The 22,392-nt window shown below is 66.9% G+C and carries 18 protein-coding genes, 1 tRNA gene and 3 rRNA genes; 19 read left to right on the top strand and 3 right to left on the bottom strand.

Going from position 1 to position 22,392, the window contains the following annotated elements:
* The first annotated feature begins 458 nt into the window (after positions 1 to 458).
* From ssd to ABI214_RS11235, 7 genes are read left to right on the top strand one after another with little or no spacing between them, the layout of a single operon-like run.
* A complete protein-coding gene (ssd, locus tag ABI214_RS11265; protein WP_348610245.1) occupies positions 459 to 1,586 on the top strand; it encodes a septum site-determining protein Ssd in 1,128 nt (375 codons plus the stop codon).
* Positions 1,583 to 2,761 carry a TadA family conjugal transfer-associated ATPase gene (locus ABI214_RS11260; protein WP_348610242.1) on the top strand — a complete coding sequence of 393 codons (1,179 nt, stop codon included), beginning with the start codon at positions 1,583 to 1,585 and terminating at the stop codon, positions 2,759 to 2,761. The genes ssd and ABI214_RS11260 overlap by 4 nt, the downstream gene beginning before the upstream one ends.
* Complete coding sequence (locus ABI214_RS11255) at positions 2,758 to 3,579, top strand: type II secretion system F family protein (protein WP_348610239.1); 822 nt, start codon at positions 2,758 to 2,760, stop codon at positions 3,577 to 3,579. Before ABI214_RS11260 ends, ABI214_RS11255 begins: the two co-directional genes overlap by 4 nt.
* Positions 3,579 to 4,160, top strand: coding sequence for a type II secretion system F family protein (locus tag ABI214_RS11250; protein WP_348610236.1), 582 nt, complete (start codon positions 3,579 to 3,581; stop codon positions 4,158 to 4,160). The genes ABI214_RS11255 and ABI214_RS11250 overlap by 1 nt, the downstream gene beginning before the upstream one ends.
* Positions 4,161 to 4,220: 60 nt before the next feature.
* On the top strand, positions 4,221 to 4,424 hold the full coding sequence (locus tag ABI214_RS11245; protein ID WP_348610233.1) for a DUF4244 domain-containing protein: 204 nt from the start codon (positions 4,221 to 4,223) through the stop codon (positions 4,422 to 4,424).
* On the top strand, positions 4,421 to 4,774 hold the full coding sequence (locus tag ABI214_RS11240) for a TadE family type IV pilus minor pilin (protein WP_348610230.1): 354 nt from the start codon (positions 4,421 to 4,423) through the stop codon (positions 4,772 to 4,774). Before ABI214_RS11245 ends, ABI214_RS11240 begins: the two co-directional genes overlap by 4 nt.
* The gene (locus ABI214_RS11235; RefSeq protein ID WP_348610227.1) at positions 4,771 to 5,121 is read left to right on the top strand and encodes an Rv3654c family TadE-like protein; all 351 of its coding nucleotides are present in this window, start codon (positions 4,771 to 4,773) and stop codon (positions 5,119 to 5,121) included. Before ABI214_RS11240 ends, ABI214_RS11235 begins: the two co-directional genes overlap by 4 nt.
* 5 nt (positions 5,122 to 5,126) lie before the next feature.
* Here the strand turns inward: ABI214_RS11235 and ABI214_RS11230 are convergent, their stop codons facing one another.
* The gene (locus ABI214_RS11230) at positions 5,127 to 7,463 is read right to left on the bottom strand and encodes a DEAD/DEAH box helicase (RefSeq protein WP_348610225.1); all 2,337 of its coding nucleotides are present in this window, start codon (positions 7,461 to 7,463) and stop codon (positions 5,127 to 5,129) included.
* Positions 7,464 to 7,877: 414 nt separating this feature from the next.
* Here ABI214_RS11230 and ABI214_RS11225 point away from each other — a divergent pair, with 414 nt between their 5' ends.
* The 9 genes from ABI214_RS11225 (at position 7,878) to rrf (ending at position 19,546) form a co-directional block, all read left to right on the top strand.
* Positions 7,878 to 8,081: a cold-shock protein gene (locus ABI214_RS11225; RefSeq protein WP_005515803.1), complete on the top strand. Its 204-nt coding sequence runs from the start codon at positions 7,878 to 7,880 to the stop codon at positions 8,079 to 8,081.
* A gap of 195 nt (positions 8,082 to 8,276) precedes the next feature.
* Positions 8,277 to 8,861 (top strand): hypothetical protein, encoded by a 585-nt coding sequence (locus ABI214_RS11220; protein WP_348610219.1) that lies wholly within the window; start codon positions 8,277 to 8,279, stop codon positions 8,859 to 8,861.
* Positions 8,862 to 9,006: 145 nt separating this feature from the next.
* A complete protein-coding gene (gene topA, locus ABI214_RS11215) occupies positions 9,007 to 11,907 on the top strand; it encodes a type I DNA topoisomerase (protein WP_348610216.1) in 2,901 nt (966 codons plus the stop codon).
* A 53-nt stretch (positions 11,908 to 11,960) separates the two neighbouring features.
* Positions 11,961 to 13,148, top strand: coding sequence for a DNA polymerase III subunit delta' (locus ABI214_RS11210; RefSeq protein WP_348610212.1), 1,188 nt, complete (start codon positions 11,961 to 11,963; stop codon positions 13,146 to 13,148).
* 63 nt (positions 13,149 to 13,211) lie between these two features.
* A tRNA-Thr gene (locus ABI214_RS11205) sits at positions 13,212 to 13,284 on the top strand.
* 279 nt (positions 13,285 to 13,563) lie between these two features.
* Positions 13,564 to 13,761 (top strand): hypothetical protein, encoded by a 198-nt coding sequence (locus ABI214_RS11200; protein ID WP_348610210.1) that lies wholly within the window; start codon positions 13,564 to 13,566, stop codon positions 13,759 to 13,761.
* A 554-nt stretch (positions 13,762 to 14,315) separates the two neighbouring features.
* Positions 14,316 to 15,834: ribosomal RNA gene (locus tag ABI214_RS11195) — 16S ribosomal RNA — on the top strand.
* 334 nt (positions 15,835 to 16,168) lie between these two features.
* Positions 16,169 to 19,298, top strand: a 23S ribosomal RNA gene (locus ABI214_RS11190).
* A gap of 131 nt (positions 19,299 to 19,429) precedes the next feature.
* Positions 19,430 to 19,546: ribosomal RNA gene (gene rrf / locus ABI214_RS11185) — 5S ribosomal RNA — on the top strand.
* The 16S, 23S and 5S rRNA genes sit together here, the layout of an rRNA operon.
* A 59-nt stretch (positions 19,547 to 19,605) precedes the next feature.
* On the opposite strand, the gene ABI214_RS11180 is transcribed toward rrf, so the two are convergent.
* A complete protein-coding gene (locus ABI214_RS11180; protein WP_348610207.1) occupies positions 19,606 to 19,734 on the bottom strand; it encodes a hypothetical protein in 129 nt (42 codons plus the stop codon).
* A gap of 17 nt (positions 19,735 to 19,751) precedes the next feature.
* Positions 19,752 to 20,054, bottom strand: a complete 303-nt coding sequence (locus tag ABI214_RS11175; RefSeq protein ID WP_348610204.1) for a hypothetical protein — start codon at positions 20,052 to 20,054, stop codon at positions 19,752 to 19,754.
* A gap of 77 nt (positions 20,055 to 20,131) precedes the next feature.
* Between ABI214_RS11175 and ABI214_RS11170 the strand changes: the two genes are divergently transcribed.
* The 3 genes from ABI214_RS11170 to ABI214_RS11160 are packed head-to-tail and all read left to right on the top strand — an operon-like array spanning position 20,132 to position 22,352.
* The gene (locus ABI214_RS11170; protein ID WP_348610201.1) at positions 20,132 to 20,830 is read left to right on the top strand and encodes a FadR/GntR family transcriptional regulator; all 699 of its coding nucleotides are present in this window, start codon (positions 20,132 to 20,134) and stop codon (positions 20,828 to 20,830) included.
* Positions 20,827 to 21,648 (top strand): ABC transporter ATP-binding protein, encoded by an 822-nt coding sequence (locus ABI214_RS11165; RefSeq protein ID WP_348610198.1) that lies wholly within the window; start codon positions 20,827 to 20,829, stop codon positions 21,646 to 21,648. Before ABI214_RS11170 ends, ABI214_RS11165 begins: the two co-directional genes overlap by 4 nt.
* A gap of 50 nt (positions 21,649 to 21,698) precedes the next feature.
* Complete coding sequence (locus tag ABI214_RS11160) at positions 21,699 to 22,352, top strand: GntR family transcriptional regulator (protein ID WP_348610195.1); 654 nt, start codon at positions 21,699 to 21,701, stop codon at positions 22,350 to 22,352.
* The last annotated feature ends 40 nt before the right edge of the window (positions 22,353 to 22,392 follow it).

Raw genomic sequence — 22,392 nt, 5'->3', positions numbered from 1 at the left:
TTTCGGCCCGTGTCGCGGGTCGCGGTGGGGGATCCGTGTCCGATTCCGGGCGGTACCGGCACGTCGGAGGGGATACATGAAGTTGCGAACAATCCTGGATCTGGGTGTAGTATTGCTGTACCTGGACGCGATCCAGGCGTGTTCAGCCCGACCCCCCGGGGCTGAACTCTGACGACCCCCGCCTCCTCCCCCCCTGGCGGGGGTCGTCCCCTTTTCTGCCCCAATTCTCGGGCGCATTCACCGGACTGCCGTCATCGGTGGCCACTCCATTTGTGCTCGTCCGCCGGACGATTCGTCGACGACCGCTCGAATCCCTCGGGCCCGGGGTCGGGCGCTGTGCTGGGCGGAAGAATGAAAAAATGGTACGCAAGTACCGAAATTCATCCACAGGGTTCGATTCTGTGCACATTTCCCGCCGGCATGTTTCGGGCCGTCGCCGGAGGCTGCACGCTGGGCGCATGGATATCGATCGCATCGGGCCCGACGCGGCCGGCAGGCCCGGAGTGCTGGGAATGGTGACCGCACGGGCGGTGGTGCAGTGCCTGCGATCGATCGCGGCCGTCACTGATCAAACATTCGTTGAGTCCTCGGCGTCGGTCGGGCGGATCGAATGGGAATCGGCGGATCTGGTCGTCGTCGATGCCGAGGCCGCGCTCGCCTGCGCGGCCCGGCTGCCGCGGAGAAGCCGCGTGGTCGTGGTGAGCGACGGCGCACCGACCCTGGCCGACTGGCAGGCGGCGACGGCGGTGGGGGCGGACCGGGTTCTCGGCGTCCCCGACGACGAGGCGGTCCTCGTGACGGTATTCGGCGAGCGCGGCACCCGAAGTGTCGCCGACGGCGCCGTGGTCGTGGTGACGGGCGGTGCCGGGGGTGCGGGGGCGTCGAGCCTGGCGGCCGCGGTGGCCCTCGAAGCGGGACGTCCGCGCGGCGGTCGAGCCTTCGCCCCGTGGACGCTGCTCGTGGACGCCGATCCCCTCGGCGGCGGACTCGACCTGCTCCTCGGCGTCGAGGGCGACCCGGGCCTGCGGTGGTCGGGCCTGGCGGTGGAGGGCGGACGGGTCTCCGCCGACGCACTGCGCGCGGCGTTACCGGCGCGGGGGAGCGGGGTGAGTGTGCTCGCGTGCGGCCGTGGCCGCGCCGGCGACGACCGGCCCACCCCGGCTGCGGCCACCGCGGTCGTGGAGGCCGGTCGCAGTGCCGGCGGTCTGGTGGTCTGCGACGTGCCGCGACACCCGTCGGCAGTCGGCGACGTTCTCCTCGACGCCGCGGACCTTGTCGTCGTCGTGGTACCCGCCACCGTGCGCGGCGGACTGGCGGCCGAACGGGTGCTGGCCCGGGTTTCCGAACGAAACCCCAACCAGGGAATCGTGATTCGCGGTCCCGCGCCGGGTGGGCTGCGCGGTACCGACCTGGCCGACAGGCTCGGTGCCCCGCTGCTCGCGGCGGTGCGCCCGGAACCGCGGATCGACGCGATGCTCGAGCGGGGTGGACTCGACCTCGGGAGACGGTCGCCGCTGGCCGCCGCAGCCCGGTCCGTCCTCGACATTCTCGCGGCCCGGCCGCGGCGTGGACGGTGGGCGGCATGAGCGCGATCGCGTCCCCCGATCTCCTCGACCGGGTGCGGGAGCGTCTCGCCCTCGCCGAGAGCGACCTCACCCCGGCGACGGTCGCGGCAGCGATCCGCGCCGAATCGGGCGGGGTCCTGGGCGACACGGATCTGCTTGCCGCCCTGCGGATGCTGCAGACCGAACTCACCGGCGCCGGTCCGCTCGAGGCTCTGCTCGAGGTCCCCGGTGTAGCCGATGTCCTCGTCACGGCCCCGGATGCGGTGTGGGTCGACCGTGGTGCCGGTCTCGAACCGACGTCGGTGTCGTTCCCCGACGAGGCCGCCGTCCGGCGACTCGCGCAGCGGCTGGCACTGTCCGCAGGGCGCCGCCTGGACGACGCGCAACCGTGGGTGGACGGGCGACTCGAGCGAATCGGATACGGAGACTTCGGGGTTCGCCTGCACGCGATTCTCGCGCCGGTGGCGCAAGGTGGGACGTGTGTGTCGCTGCGTGTGCTCCGGCCCGCGACACAGGGACTCGACGAGCTGGCCGCCGGCGGGGCGGTGGCTCCGGACGCCCGGGACCTTCTCGAGGAGATCGTGCGGGCGCGGCTGGCCTTCCTCGTCACCGGCGGCACCGGGGCCGGGAAGACGACCATGCTCGCCGCGATGCTCGGCCGCGTCGAACCGACCGAGCGGATCGTGTGCGTCGAGGACGCAGCCGAGCTTGCGCCGTCCCATCCGCACGTCGTCCGGTTGGTGGCGCGTGCCCCGAACGTCGAGGGGGTGGGCGAGGTGACCGTCCGCGACCTGGTCCGGCAGTCGCTGCGGATGCGCCCGGACCGCATCGTGGTCGGCGAGGTCCGCGGGGCCGAGGTGGTGGATCTGCTCACCGCCCTCAACACCGGCCACGACGGCGGCGCCGGCACGGTGCACGCCAACTCGCCGGGTGAGGTCCCGGCCCGTCTGGAGGCGCTCGCCGCGCTCGGCGGCATGGACCGCCGGGCGCTCCACAGTCAGCTCGCTGCCGCGGTCCAGGCCGTCCTGCACGTGCGCCGTGATTCGTCGGGTGCCCGCGGGCTCGTGGAAATCGGTGTGCTCGAGCGGGACTCGTCCGGAGATGTGCGGGTGACGGCCGCCTGGACGAGCGAGTCTGGCGCCGGGCCGGCGTCCGGAACGCTGCGCAGGTTGCTCGACGCCAGGAGCGTGCGATGACCGCCGTCCTGCTCTGCCTGTCCACGGCGATCGTGCTGGTGCCCGCCCGGGGTGCGCGCACGCGACTGCGGGCGACCGGCGCGGCGTCGACGGCCCCGGGCGGGGCGGTTTCCCGCGTCCGGGCGTGGGTGGTGCGCCGCGGGCTGTCGCCGTTCGACCTCGTGGTCCTCGCGTGCGTGCCGCTCGCGGCCGTCGGGATGGTGGGACCGGCCATCGCGACCGCGGTCGCGGCACTCACCGCGGGCCGGCGCCATCGCCGACGGCGGGAGTCGGAGCGTCGGGAGTGTGAACGTCGCGGTGTGCTCGCCGGGCTCGACGTCGTGATCGGGGAACTCCGCGTGGGCGCGCACCCGGCGGTTGCCTGCGAGACCGCGGCGACCGAGTGCGACGGGGCCGCCGCCGAGGCGTTCCGGTGCGCGGCCGCCCGCGCCCGCCTCGGCGGTTCGGCGGCGAGCGGCCTCGCGGCCGGTGACGGTGTCGTCGCCGACGACCTGCACAGGATCGCCCGCGCCTGGGCGGTGGCCGAGACACACGGACTGGCGCTCGCCGAGTTGCTACAGGCGGCACGCGCCGACCTGGTGGGCCGCACCCGATTCCGCACCCGGGCGGAGGCCGGCCTGGCCGGTGCGCGGGCGACGGCGGCCGTCCTGGCGGGGCTCCCGGTCCTCGGGGTCGGCCTGGGGCAGCTCATGGGTGCCGCACCTGTCCGGATCCTCCTCGGTGGCGGTCTCGGTGCGGTGCTGCTGGTCGTCGGCGCGGTACTGGTCGCGGCGGGACTGCTGTGGACCGACCGGATCACCGCCCGGGTGGTGCAGTGATGTGGGCGCCGCTGGCGGCGGTGGCGCTGGCCGTGCTCGTGACACCGGGCGGAACGGTCGTGCGACGCAGGCTCCGTGGATCGGCGCCGACCGTCGACGCGCCGTCGGACGCCCCGACAGCACCGGACACCCCGGACCCGTTGGCGGTGGCCGGAACCTTCGACCTGCTGGCTGCGTGCCTCGAGGCGGGACTGCCCGCGTCGGCGGCGGCCGCGGCGGTCGCGCCGTCCGCACCGCGGCCGCTGTCGGAGTCGTTGCGCCGCACCGCAGATCTGCTGGCGCTCGGCGCCGACCCCGCGACTGCGTGGGATGTCGTGGCGACCGAACCCGCGACCGAGGCGCTCGCGAGGATGGCACGGCGCTCCGCGCGCTCCGGGGCTGCGCTGTCGAGCGCGATCGGAGAGTTGGCGGGTCAGCAGCGTGCCGACGCCGAGGATCGCGCGGTGGCCGCGGCGGAGCGGGCCGGCGTGCTCATCAGCGGCCCGTTGGGCCTGTGCTTCCTGCCCGCATTCGTCTGCCTGGGGATCGTCCCGGTGGTGATCGGGCTCGCCGGTCGGGTGCTCGACGGAGGGCTCCTGTGACCGGCAGGGGGAATCCCGGCGCGGAACGGCCGCGCCGGACTCGAATGAAGGGGGAAACCAATGTGGACCAAGAAGTTCCACGAACTCCAGGCCCGAATCGTGCTCGCCGCGACCGCGGACGACGGGATGTCGACGGCGGAATACGCGATCGGGACCATCGCTGCCGCGGCATTCGGCGCGATCCTGTACACGGTGGTCACCGGCGATTCGATCGTGTCCGCGCTCACCGGGATCATCGACAAGGCGCTGAAGACGTCGGTGTGAGCGCGCGGTCCGCGATCCGGCGCGACGACGGCGCGGTCACGGTGGAGGCGGCGATCGCGATCGCGTCCATCGTGACCGTCGTGGTGCTGAGCGTCGGGGCGATCGCGGCGGTGTCCGCGCAGGTGCGGTGCATCGACGCGGCGCGCGAGGCGGCTCGGCTGGCGGCCCGCGGCGATCGCGACGCTGTCGCCGCGTCCGTCCGCGTCGCACCCGCCGGTGCGGACATCGCGGTGCGGGAGGACGGCGCATTCGTCGTCGCGACGGTCCGCGCGGGTGTGCCTTTGCTGCCGCTCGTCGAACTGTCCGCGGAGGCCGTCGCCGCGCGCGAGCCGGAAACGAGTGACGGGTGAGGCGTTTCGTCCGGGACGAGTCCGGCGGCGCGACGGTGTTCGCATGCTTCGCGTTGGCCGGGCTCGTCGCGGTGACCGCCGTCCTGATCCAGGTGGGTGGGGCGGTCGCGGCACGGCATCGGGCCCAGGGCGCGGCCGACCTGGCCGCCCTCGCGGCCGCGCAGGCCCTCACCGGCGGAGGCGAATCAGCCTGCACCGCAGCGGCGTCGCTCGCACAGCGGATGTGGGCCGAGGTGACCGAGTGCACCGTCGACGGGTGGGACGTCGTGGTGTCGACCGAGACGGCGGGCCCGGTGTTCGTCCTGGGTCCGGCGCGGGCGATCGCCCGCGCCGGACCCGTCGAATGATTCCGTCAGACGGCCGATTCCGGATCCACCGCGGCGAGCACCGCCGACAGCACCCGGAGCGCGCCGTCCTTGTCCAACGGGTGGTTTCCGTTGCCGCACTTGGGGGAGTGCACGCACGACGGGCAGCCGGCGACGCATTCGCACGAGTCGATCGCCGCGCGGGTCGCGCCGAGCCAGCGGGCCAACTCGGAGTGCCCGCGATCGGCGAACCCGGCGCCGCCGGGGTGGCCGTCGTAGACGAACACCGTCGGCAGTCCCGTGTCGGGGTGCAGTGCGGTCGACACCCCGCCGATGTCGCCGCGGTCGCAGGTCGCGACCAACGGGAGCAGCCCGATCGCCGCGTGCTCGGCGGCGTGCAGCGCGCCGGGGATGCGGTCGGCCCCGATCCCGGCCTCCTCGAGCAGTTCCGGGGTGATCGTGTACATCACGGCCCGCGTGTGCAGGGACTGGGCCGGCATGTCGAGTTCCACCGAGTCGAGCACCTCGCCCGACGGCAGTCGGCGCAGATACCCGACCACCTGGTGCGTCACCTCGACCCGGACCAGCGCGACGCCCACGTCGCCGTACGGCTTGTGCTCCGCGATCTCGCCGATCGCGATGTCGGTGATCTCGCGCGCGGAGGTGGTCCACTCCGGTTCCTCGGGGTGCACGAGCGCGATTCCGTCGTCGAGATCGAGGTGGTCGACGACGAACGACTCGCCCTGGTGGATGTGGACGGCGCCCGGGTGCACCGTGGCCGGTGCGCGGCCCGCGTCGACGGTCCCCAGGAGCCGCCCCGACTCGCCGTCGACGATGGCGACCTGGCCACCGATGCCCCCACGGATATCGAGTGAGGCGTGTGGGTCGATGTCGGAGGTGACGAACCAGCCGTGTGCGCGTCTGCGGATCAGACCCTGCGCGGCGAGGTCGGTGAGCACCTCCACCGCCCCCAGGTCGTCGACCTCCGAGTCGGACAGCGGCATCTCCCGCGCGGCACACAGCAGCTGCGGGCCCAGCACGTAGGGGTTGGTCGGGTCGGTGACGGTGGCCTCGATCGGCCGGTCGAGCAGCGCGGACGGGTGGTGCACGAGATACGTGTCGAGCGGGTCGTCGCGTGCGACGAGAACCACGAGCGAGCCCTCGCCTCGTCGTCCCGACCGGCCGGCCTGCTGCCAGAACGACGCGACGGTTCCCGGAAAGCCGGCGACCACGACGGCGTCGAGACCCGCGATGTCCACCCCCAGCTCGAGCGCGTTCGTCGTCGCGACGCCGAGCAGTCGGCCGTCGGAGAGGGCGGCCTCGAGGTCGCGCCGGTCCTCGGCGAGGTATCCGGCGCGGTACGCGGCCACGCGGTCGGCCAGGTCGGGATCGATCTCCGACAGGATGCGACGGGCACCGATCGCGGTCAGTTCGGCGCCGCGGCGGGACCGGACGAACGTCAGCGTCCGGGCACCCTCGACCAGCAGGTCCGCCATGATCCGCGCCGCCTCCGATCCGGCCGCCCGTCGGACCGGGGCGCCGTTCTCCCCGGTCACCGACTCGAGTAGCGGTGGCTCCCACAGCGCGATCGTGCGCGGCCCGTGAGGCGAGCCGTCCTCGGTGACCTCCGCGCACGGGGCCCCGATCAACCGCGATGCGGCGGCGCCCGGCTGCGACGTGGTCGCGCTCGCCAGCACGAACACCGGGTCGGCGCCGTAGCGTGCGGCGATCCGGCGCAGTCGACGCAGCACCAGCGCCACGTTCGACCCGAAGACCCCCCGATAGGAGTGGCATTCGTCGACGACGACGTACCGGAGATGGCGCAGCAGATGCGCCCACCGTTGGTGCGAGCGCAGGATCCCGATGTGCAGCATGTCCGGGTTGGTGAAGATCCACCGCGAGTTCGCGCGGGCCCACTGCCGGATCTCGGTCGGGGTGTCGCCGTCGAAGCCGCACGGATGGATCGACGCCAGGTCCGGCTCCGACTCGGTGAGCGAGATCGCCGACCGCAGCTGATCGGCGCCGAGTGCCTTGGTGGGGGACAGGTACAGCGCCGTGCCGCGAGACTCGCCGGCGAGATCCGTCAGCACGGGAAGCTGATACGCCAACGACTTGCCCGACGCCGTCCCCGTCGCGACGACGACGTGCTCGCCCGCCGCGGCGATCGACGCCGCCTCGGCCTGGTGGCTCCACGGCCGGGGAATCCCGGCCGCCTCGAGGGCCCGCACCGCGGCCGGTCCTGCCCACTCGGGCCATTCGGAGAAGTGCGACACGCGGGGTGGGAGTTCGGCGCTGAACGTGAGGGGTTGCTCGCCCGGCGCGGTGCCGGCGAGTACGCGATCGAGAAGTGTGCGTCCGAAGGAGTCGTCGCTGTTTTTTCCCATGTATCGGGAGTGGGGCGAGGGATTCACGGGCGCCTCTTCCGGAATTGTCACGATCGAGTGTCCTGGGTTGTCCTGGGCGCGTCGCATGCGTCGGACCTGCGGTTTTGATCCTATCCGCGGGTCCCGGGACCGGGCGCCGGGGGGTGTACTCGACAGTTGCTGGGGTGGCACTCCGTGCAAGATCATCTATTTGCAGTTTTTGTTCGTCTTTCGACTGTTGCGGGGGCGTCGGACGTGGTTGACTATGACCTGGTCGCAGCTTCTGTGTTCGTTTAAACGCCCGCAGGATCGATGTTGCGAGCGCGGTGCTTATGCGTTCCTGAGGGGGAATCGAGAAAGTACAGCGGTCGGAACCGGCCCGATGGACCAGAAGTGCTGTCCATCGAATCCGGTGTAAGAAAGAGAAGGAAAAGCATGGCACAGGGCACTGTGAAGTGGTTCAACGCGGAAAAGGGCTTCGGCTTCATCGCTCCCGAGGACGGCTCCGCTGACGTCTTCGTCCACTACTCGGAGATCCAGGGCAGCGGCTTCCGCACCCTGGAGGAGAACCAGCGCGTCGAGTTCGAGGTCGGCCAGGGCACCAAGGGCCCGCAGGCCACCGGCGTTCGCGCTATCTGATCTGTTCATCAACTGAACAAGTGATTCAAGGCCGGTCGCACTGACCGCTGCCTGACTCGTCCCCTGCTGCCGGCAACGGTGGTGGGGGACGCGTTCGTTGTGGCGTACTCCTGGTTACCCGCGTCGACCGATCCGCCCGCGTGGCAGATTCGCGATCCCGACGACCGACGCCCGCTGGTGGCCTACTGTCCACTTGTGGCTCAGCTTTCCTTTTTCTCCGCCGAATCGGTGCCGCCCGCGGTGACCGACCTCGGTGGGCTGCTGGCCGCGCAGGGCCAGGTGGTCACCTCCAAGGATGGGGCACGCGTATCGGTCGTGGTCGACAGCCTCTGGCGGGCGGAGGCGATCGCCGAACTGATGCGCGAGGCCGACCTCGACGCCGAGATTGGCAGGTCCGAGGAGGGCCGTCCGCTCGTACGGACCGCCACCGTTCCGCAGTTGACCGCCCTCGCCGGGCGGTGGACACGAGGTGCGGTGAAGGCGGTGCCGGAAGGATGGATTCCCGGCGCGCGTGAACAGCGCGCCTGGGTGCTCGCGTCCGGGCGAGTCGAGGCGGACGGCCAGCGATACGTCCTCGGGCTCGATCCACACGCCCCGGATACCCACGTGGTGTTGGCGCAGTCACTCATGCGGGCCGGAGTTGCGCCCACCATCGTCGGCATTCGCGGGTCGTCACCGGGATTGCGCATTTCGGGTCGCCGACGTCTCATGCACCTCGCGGAGAACATCGGTCTACCGCCGGAGGATCCAGACGCGCGACGCAACTGGCCGCACATTTGAGCGAATGGAGAGGGACGGATATACGCGCCCGTCCTTACGGTGTGACACCCTGTAACTGACCGGACCCGGTATAACGGGGGCGGCGACGAGAGTCGCATCAGGTGCGCAGCAGCACTGATCGAGCAGGAAAGGTGCGGACAGACTGGTGGCATCACGGGATAAGAGCACGGCGGACGGAGCGTCTGCCACGCGCCGCCTCGTCATTGTCGAGTCACCGACGAAGGCCAAGAAGATCGCGCCCTACCTCGGCAAGAACTACGTCGTGGAGGCATCGGTCGGCCACATTCGTGACCTGCCGCGCGGCGCCGCCGACGTCCCTGCCAAGTACAAGGGTGAGCCGTGGGCCCGCCTCGGCGTGAATGTCGACCACGACTTCGAGCCGCTGTACGTCGTCAGCCCCGAGAAGAAGTCCAAGGTCACCGAGCTCAAGAGCCTGCTGAAGGATGCCGACGAGCTCTACCTCGCCACCGACCCCGACCGCGAGGGCGAGGCCATCGCGTGGCATCTCCTCGAGACGCTCAAGCCCAAGATTCCGGTTCGCCGGATGGTGTTCCACGAGATCACCGAGCCCGCGATCCGCGCCGCCGCCGAGGACACCCGCGACCTCGACAACGACCTGGTCGACGCGCAGGAGACCCGCCGCATCCTCGACCGCCTCTACGGCTACGAGGTCAGCCCGGTGCTGTGGAAGAAGGTCATGCCGAAGCTGTCGGCGGGCCGCGTGCAGTCGGTCGCGACGCGCGTGATCGTCCAGCGCGAGCGCGAGCGGATGGCGTTCCGCTCGGCGGAGTACTGGGACATCTCGGCCACGCTCGACGCCGGCGCCGACGCCAGCCCCCGGGCCTTCGGGGCGCGCCTGGTCTCGGTCGACGGTTCCCGCGTCGCCGCCGGCCGCGACTTCGGACCCGACGGGAAGCTGAAGTCCAGCGGCGTCACGGTGATCGACGAGGCGTACGCGCGGCGGCTCGCGGAGGCGCTCGAGGGCGTCGACCTGGTCGTCTCCTCGGCCGAGAGCAAGCCTTACACGCGTAAGCCGTACGCGCCGTTCATGACGTCGACTCTGCAGCAGGAAGCCGCGCGCAAGCTGCGGTTCTCGTCGGAGCGGACCATGCGCGTCGCGCAGCGTCTGTACGAGAACGGCTACATCACCTACATGCGAACCGACTCGACCACGCTGTCGCAGTCGGCGATCGCGGCGGCCCGCGCGCAGGCCACCGAGCTGTACGGCGCCGAGTACGTCCACTCGAGCCCGCGCCAGTACACCCGCAAGGTCAAGAACGCGCAGGAGGCGCACGAGGCGATCCGTCCCGCGGGCGATGTCTTCCAGACCCCCGGACAGCTGCACTCGCGCCTCGAGAACGACGAGTTCCGGCTGTACGAGCTCATCTGGCAGCGCACGGTCGCGTCGCAGATGGCCGACGCCCGCGGCACCACGCTGACGCTGCGGATCACCGGCACCGCCGGTACCGGCGAGGAGTGCACGCTCTCCTCGTCCGGCCGCACTATCACGTTCCCCGGCTTCCTCAAGGCGTACGTGGAGAGCGTCGACGAGGAGGCCGGCGGCCAGTCCGACGACGCCGAGTCGCGCCTGCCGGTGCTGACCCAGGGCCAGGGCGTGACCGCCACCAAGCTCGACCCGGACGGCCACACCACCAACCCGCCGGCCCGCTTCACCGAAGCCAGCCTGATCAAGGCGCTCGAAGACCTCGGCATCGGCCGTCCGTCGACGTACTCGTCGATCATCAAGACCATCCTCGACCGCGGCTATGTCTACAAGCGCGGCAGCGCGCTGGTCCCGTCCTGGGTGGCGTTCGCGGTGATCGGTCTGCTCGAGGCGCACTTCGGTCGGCTCGTCGACTTCGACTTCACCGCAGCGATGGAGGACGACCTCGACGAGATCGCCGGTGGCCGCGAGCAGCGCGGGAACTGGCTGTCGAGCTTCTACTTCGGTGACGACAAGGCGGCCGACGACACGATCGCGCGCGCCGGCGGCCTGAAGAAGATGGTCGGCGAGAACCTCGAGGACATCGACGCCCGCGAGATCAACTCGATCCGCCTGTTCGACGACGCCGAGGGCCGTGAGGTCCGCGTGCGGGTCGGCCGCTTCGGTCCTTATCTCGAGCGGATGGTCCAGAATCCCGACGACCCGGACGGCGACCTGGTCTCGCAGCGCGCGAACCTGCCCGACGATCTGCCGCCGGACGAGCTCACTCCCGAGTACACGGAGAAGCTGTTCGCGACGCCGCAGGAGGGTCGCAAGCTGGGCGTCGACCCGCTGACCGGGCACGAGATCGTCGCGAAGGAGGGCCGCTTCGGCCCGTACGTCACCGAGATCCTGCCCGAGCCGGCAGCCGAGCCCGAGCCGGACATCGTTCCTGTCGAGGCGGCCGCCGACGGCACCGTCAAGACGAAGGCCGTCAAGAAGGCTCCGGCTAAGAAGGCCGCGAAGAAGGCTGCCGGCCCGAAGCCGCGCACCAGCTCGCTGCTCAAGTCGATGGACCTGGCGACCGTCACGCTCGAGGACGCGTTGAGGCTGCTGTCGCTGCCGCGTGTCGTCGGCATCGACCCCGAGTCGAAGGAAGAGATCACCGCGCAGAACGGCCGGTACGGGCCGTATCTGAAGAAGGGCACCGACTCCCGTTCGCTGGAGAACGAGGAGCAGATGTTCACGGTGACGCTCGAGGACGCACTCAAGATCTACGCCGAGCCCAAGCGGCGCGGACGTCAGGCCTCGGCGGCGGCCCCGCTTCGTGAGCTCGGCAACGACTCGGCGACGGGTAAGCCGATGGTGATCAAGGACGGCCGTTTCGGTCCGTACGTCACCGACGGTGAAACCAACGCCAGCCTGCGCAAGGGCGACGAGGTCGAGACCATCACCGACGAGCGCGCGTCCGAGTTGCTGGCCGATCGCCGTGCCCGCGGACCGGTGAAGAAGAAGGCCGCGGCCAAGAAGGCTCCCGCAAAGAAGGCGGCGGCGAAGAAGACCGCAGCCAAGAAGGCGCCGGTCAAGAAGGCCGCCGCGAAGAAGTCGACGGCCGAGAAGTAGTCGTGACCTCGGTTGTCGGCAGGGTCGTCGGCGCGGCTCGGTAGGGTCGGCTCGTGGCGGGTGTATTCGATCGGCTGGTCGGGCAGGAGCATGTCGAGGCGGAGCTGACGGCTGCCGCAACCGCCGCCCGTGGCGGTGAGGCCGGATCGCGGATGACGCACTCGTGGCTGTTCACCGGGCCGCCCGGATCCGGTCGTTCCGTCGCCGCGGTGTGTTTTGCGGCGGCCCTGCAGTGCACGTCCGACGGCGTCCCCGGCTGCGGTGAGTGCCAGGCGTGCACGACGACGATGGCCGGCACACACGGTGATGTCCGGCGCATCGTGCCCGAGGGACTGAGCATCAGCGTCAGCGAGATGCGAGGCATCGTGCAGACGGCGTCCCGGCGCCCGAGCACGGGCCGCTGGCAGATCGTGGTCGTCGAGGACGCGGACCGACTCACCGAGGGCGCGGCCAACGCACTGCTCAAGGTCGTCGAAGAGCCGCCGGACCGCACGGTCTTCCTGCTGTGCGCGCCGTCGGTCGATCCGCAGGACATCTCCGTGACGCTGCGCTCGCGGTGCCGGCACATCCCGTTGGTGACGCCGTCGGTCGACGCCATCGCCCAGGTGCTGGGGGAGCGCGACGGGCTCGACGCCGAAACTGCCCACTGGGCCGCGTCGATCTGTGGTGGCCATGTGGGGCGGGCACGCCGACTGGCCACCGACGAGGACGCCCGGGCTCGGCGCAAGCGCGCGCTGTCGCTGGCGCGAGCGGCAACGCGGCCCGGCACGGCCTACGCGGCGGCGGAGGAACTGGTCCAAGCCGCCGACCTCGAGGCCAAGGAGCTCACGGCCGAGCGCGACGAGCGCGAGACCGAGGAACTGCGGACGGCGCTCGGCGCCGGCGGCACCGGTAAGGGTGCGGCGGGAGCGCTGCGCGGATCGGCCGGTGTGCTCAAGGACCTCGAACGACGACAGAAGTCCCGTGCCACTCGCACCGGTCGGGACGCGCTCGACCGGGCGCTGATGGATCTCGCCGGCCTCTACCGCGACGCGCTCGCGTGTTCGTTCGGCTCCACCGCGACGTCGAACCACCCGGACATGGCCGAGCAGGCCGCCGACCTCGCCGCCGGCACCTCCCGTGAGGGACTGCTGCGCTGCATCGAGGCGATCCTGGACTGCCGCGAAGCGCTCGACATGAACGTCAAACCCAAGTTCGCGCTCGACGCCCTGGTGGCTCGGATCGGAGCCGAGTACAGGTAGTTCGACGCCCGATTTGCATTAGGGGCGGGGGTTCGGGCTAGACTCGCACGCGCCGAAAGGCACGCTGCCTTAGCTCAGTCGGTAGAGCATTTCACTCGTAATGAAAAGGTCGCGAGTTCGATTCTCGCAGGCAGCTCTGGGAGACCCCAGGTGGACACAGTCCACCTGGGGTCTTTCTCGTTTCCGGCAGGTCGCTCGACACCGTGCGGTGCGCCGCGACAATGGAGTCGGGCGGGGCAACGGTTCCGACGGTAGGAGGCGAGCGCCGTGTGGATGCAGATCTTCTGGCTGATCCTCGCGATCGGCGCACTGGTGACGTTGATCCCGGTGGCGAGGCAGGTGTTCAAGCGTTCCGGCGACGACTGACTTCCCCGAACCCTCGACAAGGTCCGTTCGGAGCGGCCATGCTCTGAAGGTGAGCGATTCACTCAAGGCCCGGGTTCGCGAGAAGCTGCTGCGTCAGCTCGCCGAAAACGGTGGCCACCCGGTCGAGGAGTTCGAGGGGGACGATCCGCGCCTCGTCGCGATCGACAGTGATCTCGCAGCCCTCGACGAGGTGGCCGACGATGACCCCTTGGTCGAGGAGTTGGCAGCCAAGTACTGGGTCCCGTAGTGGCTCACGGGCCGGCCGAACACCGGTCGACGCCCATTTCCGCCGCGTTCTCACGCCGTTTACCTCCCTGACCTGGCGATTTGGTGTTCTGTGCCGGGTTCGCGTAACTTATTCCAGGTCAGAGCGACACGGACACCGACCCGGCCGCGATCTTCACAGGTCAGCGAGGGAAAACGAGGTTGTACGGGGAGCGCCTGAAAATCTGGTTCGTTTCACCCTCTTATGGGGTGGTGGGGCGTGTCCGGGTAGCCCGGAAGGGAGCCGAGTTTGCACTCGGATCCCGGGTGGGATAAGCTGGAACGGTTGCCCCGGAACGAGGAACTGCAAAGTTTCGAGTGATGGTGTGCGCGTGTTCTTTGAGAACTCAACAGTGTGTCGATGAATGTCAGTGCCAATTTTGGTACTCCACCACTTTTTGTGGTGGGTATTTGCTGATCGTCTCATTCTTCCGTCTGGGATGGTCAGCGCAAACAGCTAGTTTGAGTTTATTTTGCTAGTGATTTGACTCGATGTCTATGACTGATTAGTGGCTTCGGCTGCGAAATCTAGAGTCTTCAACGGAGAGTTTGATCCTGGCTCAGGACGAACGCTGGCGGCGTGCTTAACACATGCAAGTCGAGCGGTAAGGCCCCTTCGGGGGTACACGAGCGGCGAACGGGTGAGTAACACGTGGGTGATCTGCCCTGCACTCTGGGATAAGCCTGGGAAACTGGGTCTAATACCGGATATGAGCTCCTGTCGCATGGCGGGGGTTGGAAAGGTTTACTGGTGCAGGATGGGCCCGCGGCCTATCAGCTTGTTGGTGGGGTAATGGCCTACCAAGGCGACGACGGGTAGCCGGCCTGAGAGGGCGACCGGCCACACTGGGACTGAGACACGGCCCAGACTCCTACGGGAGGCAGCAGTGGGGAATATTGCACAATGGGCGAAAGCCTGATGCAGCGACGCCGCGTGAGGGATGACGGCCTTCGGGTTGTAAACCTCTTTCAGCAGGGACGAAGCGAAAGTGACGGTACCTGCAGAAGAAGCACCGGCCAACTACGTGCCAGCAGCCGCGGTAATACGTAGGGTGCGAGCGTTGTCCGGAATTACTGGGCGTAAAGAGCTCGTAGGCGGTTTGTCGCGTCGTCCGTGAAAACTTGGGGCTCAACCCCAAGCTTGCGGGCGATACGGGCAGACTTGAGTACTGCAGGGGAGACTGGAATTCCTGGTGTAGCGGTGAAATGCGCAGATATCAGGAGGAACACCGGTGGCGAAGGCGGGTCTCTGGGCAGTAACTGACGCTGAGGAGCGAAAGCGTGGGTAGCGAACAGGATTAGATACCCTGGTAGTCCACGCCGTAAACGGTGGGCGCTAGGTGTGGGTTTCCTTCCACGGGATCCGTGCCGTAGCTAACGCATTAAGCGCCCCGCCTGGGGAGTACGGCCGCAAGGCTAAAACTCAAAGGAATTGACGGGGGCCCGCACAAGCGGCGGAGCATGTGGATTAATTCGATGCAACGCGAAGAACCTTACCTGGGTTTGACATATACCGGAAACACCTAGAGATAGGTGCCCCCTTGTGGTCGGTATACAGGTGGTGCATGGCTGTCGTCAGCTCGTGTCGTGAGATGTTGGGTTAAGTCCCGCAACGAGCGCAACCCTTGTCCTGTGTTGCCAGCGCGTAATGGCGGGGACTCGCAGGAGACTGCCGGGGTCAACTCGGAGGAAGGTGGGGACGACGTCAAGTCATCATGCCCCTTATGTCCAGGGCTTCACACATGCTACAATGGCCGGTACAGAGGGCTGCGATACCGTGAGGTGGAGCGAATCCCTTAAAGCCGGTCTCAGTTCGGATCGGGGTCTGCAACTCGACCCCGTGAAGTCGGAGTCGCTAGTAATCGCAGATCAGCAACGCTGCGGTGAATACGTTCCCGGGCCTTGTACACACCGCCCGTCACGTCATGAAAGTCGGTAACACCCGAAGCCGGTGGCCTAACCCTTGTGGAGGGAGCCGTCGAAGGTGGGATCGGCGATTGGGACGAAGTCGTAACAAGGTAGCCGTACCGGAAGGTGCGGCTGGATCACCTCCTTTCTAAGGAGCATTCTCCAGTCGAGGGCCGACACAGGTTGTGTCCTCGCTGGCAGAGGCCGTTTAGTCCCCACATGTGGGACTGCGGTTGCTCATGGGTGGAACACTGACTACCTCATCCGCGTATCGGATGGTCACATGACCGCCGGCGGACGATATATCGGCGCACTGTTGGGTCCTGAGAGAACACGCAAGTGTTTCCTCGAAGGAAGAAACGACAAGCGGGAAACGCAGGTCATACCGCAGCGGGAACGGGAGTTCCGGTTGGTCCGGTGTCTGCACGAGTTTTCTGCTTGTGTGTTGTTTGAGAACTGCACAGTGGACGCGAGCATCTTTGTTGTAAGTAATTAAGAGCGTACGGTGGATGTCTTGGCACCAGGAGCCGATGAAGGACGTAGGAGGCTGCGATAAGCCTCGGGGAGCTGTCAACCGAGCTGAGATCCGAGGATGTCCGAATGGGGAAACCCAGCCACAGTGATGTGTGGTTACCCGCGCCTGAATATATAGGGCGTGTGGAGGGAACGTGGGGAAGTGAAACATCTCAGTACCCACAGGAAGAGAAAACAACATGTGATTCCGTGAGTAGTGGCGAGCGAAAGCGGATGAGGCTAAACCATGGGTGTGTGATAGCCGGCGGGCGTTGCATTCGTGGGGTTGTGGGATCCGTCTTGTCAATTCTGCCGGATTGGCCGACAGTAAGAAATCATCGTGTTAGTCGAAGTGGTCTGGAACGGCCCGTCGTAGAGGGTGAAAATCCCGTAGACGAAAACATGGTGACTGTCGTGACGGACACCCGAGTAGCAGCGGGCCCGTGAAATCTGCTGTGAATCTGTCGGGACCACCCGATAAGCCTGAATACTCCCTGGTGACCGATAGCGGACTAGTACCGTGAGGGAAAGATGAAAAGTACCCCGGGAGGGGAGTGAAATAGTACCTGAAACCGTGCGCTTACAATCCGTCAGAGCCTTCGCACCTTCGGGTGGGGGGTGATGGCGTGCCTTTTGAAGAATGAGCCTGCGAGTTAGCGGCATGTCGCGAGGTTAACCCGTGTGGGGTAGCCGTAGCGAAAGCGAGTCCGAATAGGGCGAGTCAGTGGCATGTTCTAGACCCGAAGCGGAGTGATCTACCCATGGCCAGGGTGAAGCGACGGTAAGACGTCGTGGAGGCCCGAACCCACTTAGGTTGAAAACTGAGGGGATGAGCTGTGGGTAGGGGTGAAAGGCCAATCAAACTCCGTGATAGCTGGTTCTCCCCGAAATGCATTTAGGTGCAGCGTCGCGTGTTTCACTCTGGAGGTAGAGCTACTGGATGGCCGATGGGCCCCACAAGGTTACTGACGTCAGCCAAACTCCGAATGCCAGAGTGTGAGAGCGCGGCAGTGAGACTGCGGGGGATAAGCTTCGTAGTCGAGAGGGAAACAGCCCAGATCGCCGGCTAAGGCCCCTAAGCGTGTACTAAGTGGAAAAGGATGTGGGGTCGCGAAGACAACCAGGAGGTTGGCTTAGAAGCAGCCACCCTTGAAAGAGTGCGTAATAGCTCACTGGTCAAGTGATCCTGCGCCGACAATGTAGCGGGGCTCAAGTACACCGCCGAAGCCGCGGCATTCACATAACACCCACTTCCTCCTGCGGGGGGTTGTGCAGTGGTGTGGATGGGTAGGGGAGCGTCGTGCAGCCATGGAAGCGCCGGAGTGATCCAGGTGTGGAGGCTGCACGAGTGAGAATGCAGGCATGAGTAGCGAAAGACGAGTGAGAAACTCGTCCGCCGAATGACCAAGGGTTCCTGGGCCAGGTTAATCCGCCCAGGGTGAGTCGGGACCTAAGGCGAGGCCGACAGGCGTAGTCGATGGACAACGGGTTGATATTCCCGTACCCGTGTGAACGCGCCCCTGGTGAATCAGTGATGCTAAGCGCCCTGAAGCCACTTTCGAACCTTCGGGTTCTCCGGTGTGTGGATGCGCGTGAACCGATCTGGTAGTAGCCAAGCGATGGGGTGACGCAGGAAGGTAGCTGAGCCAGTCAGTGGTAATACTGGTGTAAGCGTGTAGGGCGTGGCCTAGGCAAATCCGGGTCACATATAGCCTGAGACGTGATGCGTAGCCGATTGAGGCGAATTCAGTGATCCTATGCTGCCGAGAAAAGCCTCTAGCGAGCTTTCACACGGCCCGTACCCCAAACCGACACAGGTGGTCAGGTAGAGAATACTAAGGCGATCGAGATAACTGTGGTTAAGGAACTCGGCAAAATGCCCCCGTAACTTCGGGAGAAGGGGGGCCTCGTCTGGTGATCCAACTTGCTTGGTGAGCTGGGTGGGGCCGCAGAGACCAGAGAGAAGCGACTGTTTACTAAAAACACAGGTCCGTGCGAAGTCGTAAGACGATGTATACGGACTGACGCCTGCCCGGTGCTGGAAGGTTAAGAGGACCGGTTAGCCAGTAATGGCGAAGCTGAGAATTTAAGCCCCAGTAAACGGCGGTGGTAACTATAACCATCCTAAGGTAGCGAAATTCCTTGTCGGGTAAGTTCCGACCTGCACGAATGGCGTAACGACTTCTCTGCTGTCTCAACCACAGACTCGGCGAAATTGCATTACGAGTAAAGATGCTCGTTACGCGCGGCAGGACGAAAAGACCCCGGGACCTTCACTATAGCTTGGTATTGGTGTTCGGTTCGGTTTGTGTAGGATAGGTGGGAGACTGTGAAGCATGCACGCCAGTGTGTGTGGAGTCGTTGTTGAAATACCACTCTGATCGTATTGGACATCTAACCTCGGACCATGATCTGGTTCAGGGACAGTGCCTGGTGGGTAGTTTAACTGGGGCGGTTGCCTCCCAAAATGTAACGGAGGCGCCCAAAGGTTCCCTCAGCCTGGTTGGCAATCAGGTGTCGAGTGCAAGTGCACAAGGGAGCTTGACTGTGAGACTGACAGGTCGAGCAGGGACGAAAGTCGGGACTAGTGATCCGGCACCGGCAAGTGGAAGCGGTGTCGCTCAACGGATAAAAGGTACCCCGGGGATAACAGGCTGATCTTCCCCAAGAGTCCATATCGACGGGATGGTTTGGCACCTCGATGTCGGCTCGTCGCATCCTGGGGCTGGAGTAGGTCCCAAGGGTTGGGCTGTTCGCCCATTAAAGCGGCACGCGAGCTGGGTTTAGAACGTCGTGAGACAGTTCGGTCTCTATCCGCCGCGCGCGTTAGAAACTTGAGGAAGGCTGTCCCTAGTACGAGAGGACCGGGACGGACGAACCTCTGGTGTGCCAGTTGTTCCGCCAGGAGCACTGCTGGTTAGCTACGTTCGGAAGGGATAACCGCTGAAAGCATCTAAGCGGGAAGCCTGTTCCAAGATGAGGTTTCTCACCCCCTCGAGGGGGTAAGGCCCCCGGCAGACCACCGGGTTGATAGGCCAGAACTGGAAGTCCGGTAACGGATGGAGGTGACTGGTACTAATAGGCCGAGGACTTACCACAAAGAAGCTACGCGTCCACTGTGCGGTATCTGAAACAACACACAGATATCATTCACCCCCAACACCCCGGAGCCCTCGTGGCCGGCGGGTGGTTCGGGCGGGGGAATTGAATGTGTGACAGTTTCATAGAGTTACGGCGGCCATAGCGGAGGGGAAACGCCCGGTCCCATTCCGAACCCGGAAGCTAAGCCCTCCAGCGCCGATGGTACTGCACTCGACAGGGTGTGGGAGAGTAGGACACCGCCGAACATCCTTTCCCGAAGGCCCCCACCATTACTGGTGGGGGCCTTCGGCGTTTCCGCATATGGTCAGAAATCGAGGAATCCGGCCACGATCTCGCCGGCCCGCCCGGTTTCGTCGAACTTTCCGTAGAAGTAAACCGACCGGTAGCCGAACAGGTACTCCTCGACGAACTCGGCCTCCGGATTCTTCGCCATCGGCCATCCCTCCTCGTTCATCTGGAACAGGAAGCGATAGCCGTCGGCTTCCACCCGCCACGCGCGGAAGGACCGTGGAGAACCGCGCGCACTCCGATTTCGGGGTATTCCAGATCGTCGCCTCCGATCGTGAATCCCCGCCGGACGAACACCGACACCTCCCGCTCGCCGAGCCATTCCACCGTTGCCGCGCCGAGCGTGAGCAGGTAGTCGTGCGTGTCGAGGATCGGATCCGAGTCGAAGCATGCCGGCGGGTTGCCGCCGACGCGGGAGCCGGTATCCATGTCGCCGGATCCGATGTCGAGGTGCGCTGTCTCCATCCCGTGAATATAGGCAAACCGGCCTAGAGACATCAGACGTCTGAGGTCTGTAGACTCCTGGATTGGAGGTGATTGCGGTGACAGCACGCGCATTGCGGAGCGGCCCGCTTGTGCCGCAGCTGGAAGAGCTGTTCCGGCGGCGGATCGAGACCGGCGAGTGGGCGGTGGGGCAACGCCTGCCCAGTGAGACGGAACTGGCGGCGGAGGTGGGCGTGGGACGCTCGTCGGTCCGAGAAGCTGTGAAGTTGCTGGCGCGGGACGGTCTGCTCGACGTCCGGCACGGCGTCGGCACGTTCGTCGCCGAACCCCCCGCCGAGCCGGCGCTCGAAACATTGCTGCGTCGATCCCGCGTGCTCGAGGTGTTGGAGGTTCGGCGCGCGCTCGAGGTCGAGGCCGCTCGTCTGGCTGCGGATCGTGCGGGGCCGGAGGATCTTGCCGAGATCCGGCGGCAACTCGTCGACCGGCACGATCATCACGAACAGCATGCGGTCGACGCCCGCGCGTTCGTCACAGCCGACCTCGACTTCCACCGTTCGGTCGTCGCGTTGGCCGGCAATTCGGTGCTGACGGCACTGTTCGACTCGGTGCGCCCTGTGCTGCACGCCGCGCTCGTCGACATGGTGGAGAACGAACCGCAGGTTCCGGACACCGGCGACGCCCACGACGCACTCGTCGACGCGCTCGAGGCCGGTGACAGTGCGGCGGCGGTGGCGGCGACGGCCGGGAACCTGGATCCGATGATGGCCAAGCTGCGCGAAGGAGGGCACGGCGAGTGAGTACCCGTATCCACGGCGAGGTGGTGCTGAGCACCGAGTACGTCGACCTGGTCCGCGACGGTCGGACGATCCTGGGCGGCATCGACGTTCAGATCGAGCAGGGCCAGCACTGGGTGCTGCTCGGGGCCAACGGCGCGGGCAAGAGCACGCTGCTGAGCCTGCTGGGCGCCGTCGCCCATCCGACCCGCGGCACCGTCCACGTGCTCGGACATCGCCTCGGTCGGGTGGACATGCGTGAGCTGCGCTCGCACATCGGTCACGTCAATCCGCGCCACGCGATCGAACGCCCGCTCACCGTGCGTGAGGTCGTCCTCACGGGGCTGACGAACACCCCCGAGTTTGCGCAGCGGTGGCAGCCCACCGACGCCGACCGGGAGCGTGCGGAGGAACTGATCGCGATGATGGGGATGTCGGCGCGCATCGAGGCTCGTTGGCCCGTCCTGTCGCAGGGGGAGCGGGGGCGCGCCCTGATCGCACGCGCGTTGATGCCCGAGCCTCCGGTACTCCTGCTCGACGAGCCCGCGACGGGCCTCGACCTCGCCGCGCGCGAACAGTTGCTGACCGCGCTCGACGAGATGCGCGCGCAGCACCCGGCCATGGCGAGCATCCTCGTCACTCATCACATCGAGGAGATCCCGACGACCACGACGCATGCGCTGCTCATTCGCGACGGCCGGGTGACGGCGCAGGGTTCGGCGGAAGCAGTGATCACGACCGAGCGCATCAGCGAGTGCTTCGACCATCCCATCACCATCGTCCGCAACGGCGGGAGGTACTCGGCGCAGTCGCGCACGCCCGGCCTGGGTTCGACGGCCTGACCGGACCCCGCGCGCATCGAGACCGTCCGCAAGGCGTATAAATACATCTTGTGTCTAAGTTGTATTCAGCGGCTGAGCTCGCGTACCGCGAGGTCAAGGAGCTCATCCTGTCTGGGGAGCTTCCGGGCGGGGAGCTGATCAGCGAGGGCGAGATCGCGACGCGGATGGGGTCCAGTCGGACGCCCGTGCGGGAGGCGTTTCTCAGGCTCGAGGCCGAGGGCTGGATGCGGCTGTACCCGAAGCGGGGTGCGTTGATCGTGCCGGTCGCCGCCGGCGAGGCCGAGCACGTCGTCGATGCGCGTCTGCTGGTCGAGGTGCACGCCGCCGAGGCCGTCACCGCGAATCCCCGGGTCCGGGACGCGCTGGTGGCCGCACTGCGGGAGAACCTGGCGCGGCAGCGTGAACTGGTCGCATCGAGCGGTGACGCCGTGCAGTTCAGTGTGCTCGACGCCGACTTCCACCGGGCCTTGGTGCGTGCTGGCGGCAATCCGCTGCTCGAGACCTTCTACGACGGGCTTCGGGAGCGTCAGCGCCGGATGACGGCGCACTCGCTGGCCCGCGACCCGGAACAGATCACCAAGATCATCGAGGATCACACCCGCCTGGCGGACCTGATCGCGGCCGGGGATGCAGAGGGGTTCGCCGCGGCCGTGCACCGGCACATGCGGGAGGTCCACGCGCTCGGCGAGGGAGGACGGCGATGACGGCTGTCGACGAGACTGCCACGATCACCACCACCACCAC

The sequence above is a fragment of the Prescottella soli genome (assembly GCF_040024445.1).
GTDB classification, from domain to species: Bacteria; Actinomycetota; Actinomycetes; order Mycobacteriales; family Mycobacteriaceae; genus Prescottella; species Prescottella soli.
This window is presented reverse-complemented; position numbering and strand designations above follow the sequence as displayed.

Excerpts from the sequence above, each read along its gene's own strand:
- ABI214_RS11260 (WP_348610242.1), top strand. The coding sequence starts at position 1,583 with ATGAGCGCGATCGCGTCCCCCGATCTCCTCGACCGGGTGCGGGAGCGT.
- ABI214_RS11225 (WP_005515803.1), top strand. The coding sequence starts at position 7,878 with ATGGCACAGGGCACTGTGAAGTGGTTCAACGCGGAAAAGGGCTTCGGC.
- ABI214_RS11175 (WP_348610204.1), bottom strand. The coding sequence starts at position 20,054 with ATGGAGACAGCGCACCTCGACATCGGATCCGGCGACATGGATACCGGC.
- ABI214_RS11245 (WP_348610233.1), top strand. The coding sequence starts at position 4,221 with ATGTGGACCAAGAAGTTCCACGAACTCCAGGCCCGAATCGTGCTCGCC.
- ssd (WP_348610245.1), top strand. The coding sequence starts at position 459 with ATGGATATCGATCGCATCGGGCCCGACGCGGCCGGCAGGCCCGGAGTG.
- ABI214_RS11250 (WP_348610236.1), top strand. The coding sequence starts at position 3,579 with ATGTGGGCGCCGCTGGCGGCGGTGGCGCTGGCCGTGCTCGTGACACCG.
- ABI214_RS11180 (WP_348610207.1), bottom strand. The coding sequence starts at position 19,734 with ATGGCGAAGAATCCGGAGGCCGAGTTCGTCGAGGAGTACCTGTTCGGC.
- ABI214_RS11255 (WP_348610239.1), top strand. The coding sequence starts at position 2,758 with ATGACCGCCGTCCTGCTCTGCCTGTCCACGGCGATCGTGCTGGTGCCC.
- ABI214_RS11230 (WP_348610225.1), bottom strand. The coding sequence starts at position 7,463 with ATGGGAAAAAACAGCGACGACTCCTTCGGACGCACACTTCTCGATCGC.